This window comes from Novosphingobium sp. B 225 (assembly GCF_002198665.1).
Classification (GTDB): Bacteria; Pseudomonadota; Alphaproteobacteria; order Sphingomonadales; family Sphingomonadaceae; genus Novosphingobium.
Genome location: NZ_MWLM01000064.1, coordinates 289,656 through 302,687, shown reverse-complemented (window position 1 = coordinate 302,687; position 13,032 = coordinate 289,656). Strand labels below are relative to the sequence as shown.

General features: G+C 62.7%; 11 protein-coding genes. All 11 read right to left on the bottom strand.

What is annotated here, in order from left to right:
* Positions 1–2: 2 nt before the first annotated feature.
* Positions 3–1,640 carry a ribonuclease J gene (locus MNBBLIKP_RS13810; protein WP_088310830.1) on the bottom strand — a complete coding sequence of 546 codons (1,638 nt, stop codon included), beginning with the start codon at positions 1,638–1,640 and terminating at the stop codon, positions 3–5.
* A gap of 1 nt (position 1,641) precedes the next feature.
* Positions 1,642–2,421, bottom strand: coding sequence for a type III pantothenate kinase (locus MNBBLIKP_RS13805; protein ID WP_088310829.1), 780 nt, complete (start codon positions 2,419–2,421; stop codon positions 1,642–1,644).
* Between the two features lie 10 nt (positions 2,422–2,431).
* The gene (locus MNBBLIKP_RS13800; protein ID WP_088310828.1) at positions 2,432–3,151 is read right to left on the bottom strand and encodes a biotin--[acetyl-CoA-carboxylase] ligase; all 720 of its coding nucleotides are present in this window, start codon (positions 3,149–3,151) and stop codon (positions 2,432–2,434) included.
* The gene (gene nuoN, locus MNBBLIKP_RS13795) at positions 3,148–4,614 is read right to left on the bottom strand and encodes an NADH-quinone oxidoreductase subunit NuoN (protein ID WP_088310827.1); all 1,467 of its coding nucleotides are present in this window, start codon (positions 4,612–4,614) and stop codon (positions 3,148–3,150) included. The genes MNBBLIKP_RS13800 and nuoN overlap by 4 nt, the downstream gene beginning before the upstream one ends.
* On the bottom strand, positions 4,614–6,149 hold the full coding sequence (locus MNBBLIKP_RS13790; protein WP_088310826.1) for an NADH-quinone oxidoreductase subunit M: 1,536 nt from the start codon (positions 6,147–6,149) through the stop codon (positions 4,614–4,616). Before MNBBLIKP_RS13790 ends, nuoN begins: the two co-directional genes overlap by 1 nt.
* A 1-nt stretch (position 6,150) precedes the next feature.
* Positions 6,151–8,178 carry an NADH-quinone oxidoreductase subunit L gene (gene nuoL, locus MNBBLIKP_RS13785; RefSeq protein ID WP_088310825.1) on the bottom strand — a complete coding sequence of 676 codons (2,028 nt, stop codon included), beginning with the start codon at positions 8,176–8,178 and terminating at the stop codon, positions 6,151–6,153.
* A 7-nt stretch (positions 8,179–8,185) separates the two neighbouring features.
* The gene (gene nuoK / locus MNBBLIKP_RS13780) at positions 8,186–8,491 is read right to left on the bottom strand and encodes an NADH-quinone oxidoreductase subunit NuoK (protein WP_088310824.1); all 306 of its coding nucleotides are present in this window, start codon (positions 8,489–8,491) and stop codon (positions 8,186–8,188) included.
* On the bottom strand, positions 8,488–9,105 hold the full coding sequence (locus MNBBLIKP_RS13775) for an NADH-quinone oxidoreductase subunit J (RefSeq protein WP_088310823.1): 618 nt from the start codon (positions 9,103–9,105) through the stop codon (positions 8,488–8,490). Before MNBBLIKP_RS13775 ends, nuoK begins: the two co-directional genes overlap by 4 nt.
* A gap of 132 nt (positions 9,106–9,237) precedes the next feature.
* Positions 9,238–9,723 (bottom strand): NADH-quinone oxidoreductase subunit NuoI, encoded by a 486-nt coding sequence (gene nuoI, locus MNBBLIKP_RS13770; RefSeq protein WP_088310822.1) that lies wholly within the window; start codon positions 9,721–9,723, stop codon positions 9,238–9,240.
* Positions 9,720–10,769 (bottom strand): NADH-quinone oxidoreductase subunit NuoH, encoded by a 1,050-nt coding sequence (nuoH, locus tag MNBBLIKP_RS13765; RefSeq protein WP_088310936.1) that lies wholly within the window; start codon positions 10,767–10,769, stop codon positions 9,720–9,722. Before nuoH ends, nuoI begins: the two co-directional genes overlap by 4 nt.
* A 202-nt stretch (positions 10,770–10,971) precedes the next feature.
* Positions 10,972–12,987 (bottom strand): NADH-quinone oxidoreductase subunit NuoG, encoded by a 2,016-nt coding sequence (nuoG, locus tag MNBBLIKP_RS13760; RefSeq protein ID WP_088310821.1) that lies wholly within the window; start codon positions 12,985–12,987, stop codon positions 10,972–10,974.
* Positions 12,988–13,032: the final 45 nt, after the last annotated feature.

The window sequence follows — 13,032 nt, the reverse complement described above, 5'->3', positions numbered from 1 at the left end:
GCTCAAACCTCTGGCAGGATCACGCGGACCTGCGGCTTCTTGCCTGACCAGCGACTGGCGGCGCGCCGCGCGGCCAGCCGGGCGGCTTCGGTAATCGCCTCGCGGTCATGGCGCTGGCCGCCTTTCAGCTTGGCAAGCGCCGCCGCAACATCCTCGCGCGCTTCGGCGGCGAAATCGTCATAGTCCTCGTCCAGCGGCAGGCCGATCCCTTCAACCTGAACCCGGCCCTTGCCATCCAGCACCACCACGACAAAACCGTTGTGAGCCAGACGGCGGCGCATCACCATCGCTTCGCCATCGGCGGGCACGATGATGTCGCCATCAAGCACCAGGCGTCCGGCCCGCACTTCACTGATCTTGCCAGGCTTGCCCGGCGCCAGTCGCACCAGATCGCCGTTCTGCTGGACCACCACCTGTTTGATCCCGCTGGCCTTGCCGAGCCGGCCCTGCTCTTTCATATGCCGCACTTCGCCGTGGACCGGCATCAGGATCTGCGGGCGAATCCAGCTGTAGAGCGCCTGCAATTCGGGACGCCCGGGGTGGCCCGAGACATGGATTTCTGCCTGCCGATCAGTCACGATCACCACATCTTGCCCGGCGAGTCGGTTCTGGATCCGCCCGATGGCGACTTCATTGCCGGGGATCTGACGGCTGGAGAACAGCACAACGTCGCCCGATTCCAGCGCGATCTGGTGATTGCCTTCGGCAATCCGGGCCAGCGCCGCGCGCGGTTCGCCCTGCCCGCCGGTGGCAACGATCAGCACTTCGCCGCGCGGCAGGTTCATCGCCGTGTCGAAATCAACCGTCTGCGGCAGATCCTTGAGATAGCCCGAGGCCTGGCCCGCGCGAATGATCCGGTCAAGCGAGCGGCCTGCTATGCAAAGCCGCCGATGTGTCGCCTCGGCCACTTCGGCCAGAGTCTGCAACCGTGCAACGTTGGAAGCGAACGTGGTGATCAGCACCCGGCGTCCATGGTGACGGCGCACTTCTTCGAGCAAGGCATCGCGCACCGCGCCTTCCGATCCGGACGCGGCGGGATTGAACACATTGGTCGAATCGCAGACGAGCGCGAGCACCCCCTGATCCCCGATCGCGGTCAGTTCCTCGGTGGTTGCAGGCGTGCCCACCAGCGGCCGGTCATCAAGCTTCCAATCGCCGGTATGGAAGATCCGGCCATAAGGTGTTTCGATCACCAGCGCATTACCCTCGGCAATCGAGTGCGCCAGCGGGACATAACGGATGCCGAACGGTCCCAGCTGGAAACTGTCGAGGTGATCGATGACTTTCAGCTCAACCTCGCCCGCGATCCCTGCCTCGACCAGCTTTTCACTGACCAGCCTGGCTGTGAACGGGGTGGCATAAAGCGGTACGCCCAGTTCCTTGGCAAAATAGGGAACAGCACCGATGTGATCCTCGTGCCCGTGGGTCAGCACGATCCCGATCAAGTCCTTGACGCGCTCCTCAATGAAATCGAGATCGGCGAAGACCAGTTCAGTGCCGGGGTATTCGTTGGCGCCAAAGGTCATCCCCAGATCGACCATCAGCCACTTGCCTTCGCAGCCGTAGAGATTGACATTCATGCCAATCTCGCCCGAGCCGCCGAGCGCGCAAAACAATAATTCCTTGCCGGGTTTCGTCATGTCAGGCCCTGTGGGCCTTCTCCGCCAGGATAGCCATCCCTTCCAGCGTCAAATCGGCATCAACCGCGTCGAACAGGCTGGTGTGCTTCTGGAACAGAATGGCAAGTCCGCCGGTGGCGATCACTTTGGCCGGGCGGCCGATCTCGGCCCGCATCCGCGCGATCAGGCCTTCCATCATCGCAACATAGCCCCAAAATACCCCGATCAGCATCTGATCTTCGGTGTTGCGGCCAATCACGCTGTCGGTACGCGGACTTTCAATCGCGATGCGGGGCAGCTTGGCAGTGTTGCCGACCAGCGCGTCGAGCGAGAGGTTGAGCCCTGGGGCAATCGATCCGCCTTTGTAGGCACCGTTGAAATCGATCACGTCAAAGGTAGTGGCCGTGCCGAAATCGACCACGATCAGGTCGCCCGGATACTTGGCATGAGCTGCAATCGCATTGACCGCGCGGTCCGCACCCAGCGAGCGCGGCTCGTCCACGTCAATTTCCATGCCGTAGTCGACCGGAGCGATCCCCGCGACCAAGGCAGGCACCTTGAAATATTTGTCCGCCAGCACTTCCAGATTGTGCAGCGCGCGCGGGACGACGGTGGAAATGATGATCTGGTCCACCACGTCGCGGCTGAAGCCTTCGATTTCGAGCAACTGCATCAGCCACACGGCGTATTCATCGCCGGTGCGACGCGGATCGGTGGCGATCCGCCAGCGCGCCTTGATCGTGCGGCCTTCGAACAGCGCGAAGACGACGTTGGTGTTCCCCACATCGACGGCGAGCAGCATGGTGTGATCCTCAATTATCAGCAGCGAGGCGGACTTCGCCTGCGTGGATGGCAAGGGTGGTGCCGTCAGTCAGGCGCAGTTGCAAGGCCCCATCTGATGCTAGCCCGGCAAATGTGCCCCGCAGCGGTTCATCCCCGGGCTCTCCAACCTGCAGCGGCGTGCCTTCGGGATGGCCGGCAGCCGTCCAGCGCCGCACCAGTGGTTCAAGCCCGAACGTGCGCCAGCGTTCCAGTTCCAGTTCGAACTGACGGGCCAGCACTGCGGCAAACGCATCGCGATCGGGCGCGGGACCATAGGCGGACAGTGCGGTCGTCTCTCGCCCTTCGACTTGCGGCGCCCGGGCAAGGTTGACCCCGATCCCGACTACCACGCCCTGCCCCGTGCCTTCGAGCAGAATTCCGCAGAGCTTGGCCCCGCCAACCAGCACATCGTTGGGCCATTTCAGCATAGCGCGCTGTGGCGGAGGAATCAGCGGTGTGACCGCCTCAAAAACCGCGAGACCCGCGACCAGAGCCAGCGTTCCGGGCATCGGATCGCCCGCGCAGCGCTCTACCCAGGTCGAACCCATGAAATTGCCCGAACTGTCAAACCAGGCGCGACCTTGCCGTCCTCGCCCGGCGCTCTGGCGATCTGCAACCAGCCAGTCGCCTTCGCGCAAGGCCTCTCTGGCAGCCGCGCGGGCGGCCAGGTCGGCATTGGTCGATCCGGTTGCGGCGACGTATTGGATCAAGCGGCGTGTAACAGCGCAGCAACAGCCGCAGCCGCCAGTCCGCCCAGACACTTCGTCAGCAGGTAGCCCGCCGGCGAGATGAACAGCGCCGACGCGGCGAGCAGGGCCTGATGGATCCAGTTGCTCTGCCCGGTCACCTTCATCACCGGTTCGTCAAAGTACATCACCTTGACCACCTTGAGGTAATAGAACGCACCGATCACGCTGGCGGCAATGCCGATCACTGCGAGCGGAAGCAGCCCCGCATCGACCGCAGCCTGGAACACCACGAATTTGCCCCAGAAACCGAACAGCGGAGGGATCCCGGCAAGGCTGAACATGATCATGGCAAGACATGCAGACAGGACCTTGCGGTGGCTGGACAGTCCGGCAATGTCGGCGATCTGCTCAACCTGATTGCCCGCCGCATCTTTCAGCATCAGCACGGCAACGAAACCGCCCACCGTCATTGCGACATAGATCGCCAGGTAAACCAGCATGCCCGCCGCACCCGCCGGGGTTGCGGCAGCCAGGCCAATCAGCAGGAAGCCGACGTTGTTGATCGAGGAATAGGCCAGCAGCCGCTTGATATTGGTCTGCCCGATCGCGCCCAGCGCGCCGACCACGATCGAAGCCAGCGCGGCGACGATCACGATCTGCTGCCACGCCGCAACCTGCGATCCAAAGGCATCAAGCGTGACCCGCATGGTCAGCGCCAGCGCCGCCACTTTGGGGGCAGAGGCGAAGAACAGGGTAACCGGGGTCGGTGCGCCTTCATAGACGTCTGGCGTCCACATGTGGAACGGCACGGCGCTGATCTTGAAGGCCAGACCCGCCATCACGAAGGTTACGCCAAACAGCGCCCCGGTTGAAACCCCGCCTTGCAGCGCGGCTGCAATTCCGGTGAAACTGGTGGTGCCGGTGAAACCATAGGTCAGGCTCATCCCGAACAGCAGTATCCCGCTGGCGAGCGCCCCGAGCACAAAGTATTTGAGGCCCGCTTCGGCCGACCGATCATCGTCCTTGAGGAACGCGGCGAGGACATAGGCGGCCAGCGAATTTAGCTCCAAGCCGATGTACAACGTTAGCAGGTTGGTGGCCGAAACCATGATGCCCATGCCCGCAACCGCCAACAGCACCAGCACCGGATATTCCGGCCGGTAGGCGCGCAGCTTTTCAAAAAAGGCCGGGGCGACCAGCAGCGATGCACCCGCCGCGGCATAGATCAGCAACTTGGCATAAGCCGCAAAGGCATCTGCCGCGAACAGCCCGCCAAAAGCCAGCACTTCCGGCCCACGCGCCGCAGTAAATGCAGTTGGTGCCACCATCACGGCGCAAGCCGCCAGAGTGGCAACCGCGAGCCAGGTAATCGCCCGGGCATCGCGGGCGCACCTGGCCCAGGCCGCGCCAAGCAGCAGCACCAGGCTGGCCACACTCAGCAGTTCTTCAGGCGCAACGAGGCGCAGGGAATGGGACCAATCCATCAGTGCGCCCCCCCATGTTGCGCAGGTTCTTCATGGGCGGCGGCAGCCTTGGGCTTGCCCGCCGTCAATTTTGCATCGCCTTCAGGCTTGGCCTGCGACAGCCGCGCATCGAGCGTGGCAATGTCCTGGCGCATCGGGGCGAGAAAGCTTTCAGGATAGACGCCCATCCACAGCACTACCGCTGCAATCGGCGCGAGCATCAGCACTTCACGCGCAGACAGATCAGTCATGGCGGCGGCATCGGCGTTCTTTTGCTCTCCAAACGCGACGCGGCGATAGAGGTAAAGCATATAGGCCGCGCCCAGGATCACCCCGGTGCCAGCGACGAATGCCACCCAGCTCGATACCTGGTAAATGCCCGCCAGGCTGAGGAATTCGCCCACGAATCCACTGGTGCCGGGCAGGCCGACCGAAGCCATGGTGAACAGCATGAACAGCAGCGCATACTTGGGCATGTTGATCGACAGGCCGCCGTAGCGATCGATCTCACGCGTGTGCAGCCGGTCGTAAATCACGCCCACGCACAGGAACAGCGCGCCCGAGACCAGCCCGTGGCTGAGCATCACGATCATCGAGCCTTCAAGGCCCTGCACGTTGAACGCGAACAGGCCGACCGTAACGATCGCCATATGCGCGACCGAGGAATAGGCGATCAGTTTCTTCATGTCGTGCTGGACCAGCGCGATCAGCGAAGTGACCACCACCGCAATCATCGACAGCGCGAACACCAGCCAGGCGAAGTGCGCGCTTGCCTCAGGAAACATCGGCAGGCTGAAGCGGATGAAGCCATAACCGCCCATCTTCAGCAGCACCCCCGCCAGAATCACCGAACCTGCCGTGGGTGCCTGCACGTGGGCATCGGGCAGCCAGGTGTGGACCGGCCACATCGGCATCTTCACCGCAAAGCTGGCGAAGAAGGCGAGCCACAGCCATTTCTGCGCTTCGACCGGGAAATTGTATTCCATCAGGGTCGGGATGTCGGTCGTCCCGGCTTCATGCACCATCCACAGCATCGCGATCAGCATCAGCACCGAACCGAGCAGGGTGTAGAGGAAAAATTTGTAGCTGGCGTAGATCCGGTCCGCGCCGCCCCAGATGCCGATGATCAGGTACATCGGGATCAGGCCAGCTTCGAACATGATGTAGAACAGGTACAGGTCCTGCGCCGAAAACACACCGATCATCAGCGTTTCCATCAGCAGGAACGCCGCCATGTATTCGCCCACACGCTTTTTGATCGAGGCACTGGCAAGGATGCAGATCGGCATCAGGAACACCGACAGCTCGATCAGCATCAGCGCGATGCCATCGATCCCCAGCTTCCACGAAAAGCCCGCGAACAGTTCCGCGCTTTCCTGAAACTGCCAGCGCGGGCCGCCCACTTCATACTGGTTCCACAGCACGATCCCGAGCGCGAAATCGATCAGCGTAGCCGCCAGCGCAACCGTGCGCGCCGCCTTGGCATCAACGAACAGACAGATGGCCGCGCCCAGCAGGGGCACCAGCAGCATCAGCGAGAGGATGTGATTCAACATATCAGTGCACCATCACCCAGCTGATTGCCGCCGTTAGGCCGAGCAGCATGACCAGCGCATAGCTGTAAAGATAACCCGATTGCACGACCTTGGCCGCGCGGCTGCCCTGGGCAACCACCCAGGCTGCGCCGTTGGGACCAAACCGGTCAATCAGGCCGATGTCGCCCCACTTCCAGAACTTGTCCCCCAGCCAGAAAGCGGGACGCACGAACAGGAAGTTGTAGAGCTCGTCGAAGTACCATTTGTTGAACACAAATTGGTGGACCACACCGAACTGCTCGACGAACGCGGCAGGCAGCCTGGGGTTGCGGATATAGGCATACCAGGCAGTGAACAGCCCAAGCGCCATGACACCGAAAGGCGCCCACTTCACCCAGGTCGGTACGGCGTGCATGTGGTGGATCAGTTCTTCGCTGAACGCGATCGAACCCTTCCAGAATTCACCGCCGCCTTCGCTGATGAAGCTGTGGCTGAAGACCCAGCCCGCAAACACCGCACCAAGGCTCAGCACTACCAGCGGGATCAGCATTGGCAGCGGGCTTTCGTGCGGGTGATAGCCGGCAGTGCCGTCATCGTGGTGCGCGTGGCCGTGGCCGTGATCGTCATGCCCATGGCCGTGCGCGTCGTGGACGGCGTGCTGCACATGCTCGCTCTGCGCCCAGCGCGGTTTGCCGTGGAATGTCAGGAAGATCAGCCGCCACGAATAGAAGCTGGTCAGCAACGCGGCGGTAATCCCCATCCAGAACCCGAACCGCCCGCTGTCGCTGGCCGAGGCATAGGCAGCCTCGAGGATCGAATCCTTTGAATAGAAGCCCGCAAAGCCGAACACATCGACAATCCCCAGCCCGGTGATTGCCAGCGTGCCCGCCATCATCGCGGCATAGGTCAGCGGGATCTTCCTGGCGAGACCGCCATAGTACCGCATGTCCTGTTCATGGTGCATGGCATGGATCACACTGCCCGCGCCCAGGAACAGCAGCGCCTTGAAGAAGGCGTGAGTGAACAGGTGGAACATCGCCGCACCCGGTGCGCCAACGCCTGCCGCGACGAACATATAGCCGAGCTGCGAACAGGTCGAATAGGCGATCACCCGCTTTATATCCCACTGCGTCGTGCCGATCGTCGCCGCGAAGAACAGCGTTGCCGCGCCCACATAGGTCACCACGTTCATCGCCGTTTCGCTGACTGCGAACATCGGTGAAAGGCGGCAAACCATGAACACGCCCGCGGTCACCATGGTCGCCGCGTGGATCAGCGCGGAAACCGGAGTTGGCCCTTCCATCGCGTCAGGCAACCAGGTGTGGAGCCCCAGCTGCGCCGACTTGCCCATCGCGCCGATGAACAGCAGCACGCACAGGATCGTCATCGTATCCCACTGCATGCCCAGGAAATGGATTGTTGAACCCGCCATGCTGGGCGCGCGGACCAGGATTTCGGGGATCGAGACGGTGTTGAACACCAGATAGGTGCCGAAAATCCCCAGCATGAAGCCCAGATCGCCCACGCGGTTGACCACGAAGGCCTTGATCGCGGCGGCGCTGGCGCTCGGTTTGCGGAACCAGAACCCGATCAGCAGGTACGAGGCGAGCCCCACCCCTTCCCAGCCGAAGAACATCTGGACCAGGTTGTCGGCGGTCACCAGCATCAGCATGGCGAAAGTGAACAGGCTGAGATAGGCGAAGAACCGCGGCTGATCCGGGTCTTCGTCCATGTAGCCCCAGCTATACAGGTGGACCAGTGCCGACACGGTCGTCACCACCACCAGCATCACCGCGGTCATGGTATCAACCCGCAGCGCCCAATCGAACGACAGGCTGCCCGAGCGGACCCAGTGCAGCACCTGCACCACATGTGGTTCGGCGTGGCCCGAAACGAAGCTGATAAAAATCGGCCAGCTGAGCGCGCAAGCGGCGAACAGCGCCAGCGTGGTCACCGCCTTGGCCGGAACATTGCCCAGCGCGCGGTTGCCCAGCCCGGCGATCGCCGCCGCGAGCAGCGGCAGGAACACGATGAGGAGGATCGGATCCACGACTGTCTTACCCCTTCATCTGGTTGACATCGTCAACCGCAATGGTCCCGCGATCGCGGAAATAGATCACCAGGATCGCCAGCCCCACAGCGGCTTCACCGGCCGCCACAGTCAGCACGAACATGGCGAAAATCTGACCGGTCAGGTCATGCAAAAAGCTGCTGAACGCGACCAGGTTGAGGTTCACCGCCAGCAGGATCAGTTCGATCGCCATCAGGATGACGATCACGTTCTTGCGGTTGAGGAAGATCCCCAGCACGCCCAGCACGAACAGCACCGAGCTGACGATGACGTAATGTTCGATGCCGATCACAGCTGGACCCCCTTGCCCACTTCGGGCGATGCATTGAACGTTGCCTCATCCGGACGCCGCGCGTTCTGCTTGGCCACGTTCTGGCCGCGCACACCGCTGCGCTGGCGGTGGGTCAGCACAATCGCGCCGACCATGGCCACCAGCAGGACCAGCCCGGCCGCTTCGAACAGGAACAGGTACTTGCTGTAAAGCAGCGCCCCGATTGCCTCGATGTTGCTTGCCCCGGCCAGCGGCGCGGCGCTGCCATCAGGCGTGCCCAGCTTGATTCCGCCCGCACCCAGCGCGCCAAGGCCGATCAGTACCTCGGCCAGCAGCACCACGGCCAGCACCAGCCCCAAGGGCATGTTGCGGATGAAACCGGCGCGCAGCGTGGCGAAATCGATGTCGAGCATCATCACCACGAACAGGAACAACACCGCGACCGCGCCGACATAGACAATCACCAGCAGCATCGCGATGAATTCCGCGCCGCACAGCACCATCAGCCCGGCGGCGTTGAAGAAGGCCACGATCAGCCACAGCACCGAATGAACCGGGTTGCGCGACAGGATCGTGAAGGCCCCGGCGGCAATCGTCAGGGCGGCGAACAGATAGAAGGCAAGAACCTGGATCATCACGCCGACCTTACCAAAAACTCACCCGGTCCCGTTCGTGTCGAGCGAAGTCGAGACACGCTGGCGCTGTGGGTGGTGTCTCGACTACGCTCGACACGAACGGACATAGGGAGAAGGTTCATCGCGGGCCCCCTATCGATACGGCGCATCGGCTTCAAGGTTCGCGGCGATTGCCCGCTCCCACTTGTCCCCGTTCGCCAGCAGTTTGGCCTTGTCGTAAAGCAGTTCTTCGTGCGTCTCGGTCGCATATTCGAAGTTCGGCCCTTCGACGATGGCATCGACCGGGCAGGCTTCCTGGCAAAAGCCGCAGAAGATGCATTTGGTCATGTCGATGTCGTACCGCGTGGTGCGGCGGCTGCCGTCCTCACGCGGTTCGGCTTCGATCGTGATCGCCTGCGCCGGGCAAGTCGCCTCGCACAGCTTGCAGGCAATGCAGCGTTCCTCGCCGTTGGGATACCGGCGCAGCGCATGCTCACCGCGGAAACGCGGCGAAAGCGGGTTCTTCTCGAAGGGATAGTTGATCGTCGCCTTGGGCTTGAAGAAATACTTCAAGGTCAGCCAATGCGCCTTCACGAACTCCCACAGGGTGAAGCTCTTGATGAGCTGTGCGACGCTCATGAGAAGTGTCCTGTGTACATGAGGTAACCGCTGACCAGGAACACCCAGAACAGCGAAACGGGGAGGAAGACCTTCCAGCCCAGCCGCATCAGCTGGTCATAGCGATAGCGCGGGACCGTGGCCTTGACCCACGAGAACACGAAGAAGAAGAACAGGATCTTGCCGAACAGCCAGATCCAGCCCGGCACCAGATAGAGCACCGGCAGGTCCAGCGGCGGCAGGTAGCCACCCCAGAACAGCACGGCGTTGAGCGCGCACATCAGCAGGACGTTCGCGTACTCACCCAGCCAGTAGAGCGCGAAGCTCATCGAGGAGTATTCGGTCTGATACCCGGCGACCAATTCGCTTTCCGCTTCGGTCAGGTCGAACGGCGCACGCTGAGTTTCGGCCATGCCCGAAATCAGGAACATCACCCACATCGGGAACAGCAGCGGATTGGCGACGAAGCCGTTGATCAGGCCGAACACGTGGCCCTTTTGCGCCATGACGATGCCGTTCATGTTGAACGTGCCGGCCCACAGCACCACGCAGATCAGGATGAACCCGATCGACACTTCGTAGGAGATCATCTGCGCCGAAGCGCGCATGGCCGAGAAGAACGGGTACTTCGAATTCGACGACCAGCCCGCGATCACCGTGCCGTAAACGCCGAGCGAACTGACCGCGAGGACATAGAGCAGCCCGACATTGATATCGGCCAGGATCGCGCCCGAATTGAACGGGATCACCGCCCAGGCCATCAACGCGACGGTAAAGGTGATGATCGGCGCGAGCAGGAACAGCGCCTTGTTCGACGCGCTGGGAATGATGGTTTCCTGCAGGAACACCTTCAGCCCGTCGGCGAACGACTGCAGCAGCCCAAGCGGCCCAACCACGTTCGGCCCGCGCCGCAGCGCCATCGCCGCCCAGATCTTGCGATCGGCATAGATGATCATCGCCACGCTGAGCATCAGCGGCAACGCGATCAGCAGGATGCCGAGGATGGTTGCCGAAGCCCAGGCAACTTCGTGCGACCAGCCAAACCAGGACTGGAAATTGGCCGTCATACCGCGATCAAGCCAGCTCATGACATAACCCCAAGTTCGTCACCCTGAACTTGTTTCAGGGTCCATCGTGCCATCCGCCCAAAAGACGCAGTGGCAAGACCACCGAGCCGCAAGGTCGCTCTCATCCATCTACCACCGGCCGTGCCGAGCGATGGACCCTGAAACAAGTTCAGGGTGACGGATTTGTGGGAAATGGCGCGTTTCATTCCGCCGCCTCCGCAAAGCTTTCCCCGTGGAGCAGTTCTGCCGAACAGCGCTGCATCGTCTCGCTGGCGCGGGCGATCGGGTTGGTGAGGTAGAAGTCCTTGATCGGATAAGCGTCGATCACGCCGCTCGCCCCGGCCTTGCCCTTGGGCAGCGCGCCGTAATCGGCAAGACCTTCGCGGCCGAGCGCCGGAACCGCTTTGGCCATCGCCGCGCGCAATTCGTCAAAGCTGTCGAACCCGACCGAGACGCCCATCGCATCGGCCAAGGCGCGCAGCACGGTCCAGTCCTCACGCGCGTCGCCCGGTGCGAACACGGCCTTGTCGGCCAGCTGCACCCGGCCTTCGGTGTTGACATAGGTGCCCGGCTTTTCGGTGAAGGCCGCGCCCGGCAGCACTACGTCAGCCGCATGCGCGCCCTTGTCGCCGTGATGGCCGATATAGACCACGGTCGAACCGGCGAACTTCGTATAGTCCACCTCGTCCGCGCCTAGCGAGAGCACCAGCTTGGGCTTGGCGGCAACCAGATCGGCGATCCCGCCCGTTTGCGCATAGCCCAGCATCAGCCCGCCCATGCGGCTGGCCGCCATGTGCAGCGCGTTGAAGCCGTTCCATGCCCCAGAGTCAGTGGCGCGCACCAGCTTGTACTTTTCAGCCAGCGCGAGGCACGCATCGAGCGCGCCCTTGCCCAGCCCGGCCCCGCCGATGATCAGCGCCGGACGCTGCGCGCTCTTGAACACTTCGTCGGCATCCTTGGGCAGCTTGCCCAGCACCGCAAGATCGTTGCCGAGGTTGGTAACCGGATAGGTCGCGTCCCAATGCGGGCCGACCACGTAGACCTTGGCCCCGCGCATCGCCGCCTTGCGCAGTCGCGGATTAAGCACCGGGGCTTCCCAGCGCACATGGCTGCCCACGATCAGCAGCGCGTCGGCATCCTCGATCCCGGCCAGGCCCGAATTGAAGTTGACCGCCGCGAGGTTCGAGCAATCGTAGCTCAGGCCCGTCTGCCGCCCTTCAAGCAGGCTGGAGCCGAGCGCCCCGGCCAGTGCCTTGGCCGCAAACATCGTTTCGCAATCGACCAGATCGCCCGCGATCACCGCGACCGACTTGCCCGGATTGACGCTGGCGACGGCGGCAAACGCCTCGTCCCAGCTCGCGGGAACGAGCTTGCCGTCACGGCGGACATAGGGCCGGTCAAGCCGGCGTTTCATCAGGCCATCGACCTGATAGCGGCCCTTGTCGGACAGCCATTCCTCGTTCACGTCATCGTTGACGCGCGGCAGGATGCGCAGCACTTCGCGGCCGCGACTGTCGAGCCGCACGTTGCTGCCCAGTGCGTCGGATACGTCGATCGACAGGGTCTTCTTCAGTTCCCACGGGCGGGCTTCGAACGCATAAGGCCCGCTGGTCAGCGCGCCGACCGGGCACAGGTCGATCACATTGGCCGAAAGCTCATGCGTCGCGGCCTTTTCCAGATAGGTCGTGATCTGCATGTTTTCGCCACGATAGAGCGCGCCGATTTCATCGACCCCGGCGATCTCTTCGGAAAAGCGCACGCAGCGGGTGCACTGGATGCACCGCGTCATGGTGGTCTTGATCAGCGGGCCCATGTACTTTTCAGTCACGGCGCGCTTGTGCTCGTGGAACCGGCTGGACCCGCGCCCATAGGCGACCGACTGGTCCTGCAGATCGCATTCGCCGCCCTGGTCGCAGATCGGGCAATCGAGCGGGTGGTTGATGAGCAGGAACTCCATCACCCCTTCGCGCGCCCTCTTGACCATCGGGCTGTCGGTCTTGATCACCTGCCCTTCGGCGGCAGGCAGCGCACAGCTCGCCTGCGGCTTGGGCGGCCCGGGCGCGACTTCGACCAGACACATCCGGCAATTGCCGGCGATGGACAGCCGCTCATGATAGCAAAAGCGCGGAATTTCTTTCCCCGCCAGCTCGCACGCTTGCAGGACCGTAGCGCCCTGCGGGACTTCGAGTTCGATGCCGTCGACGGTTACTTTAGGCATTAGTGGGAACCTCCACCGTCGCCTGCTCCTGAAGCATCCGACATT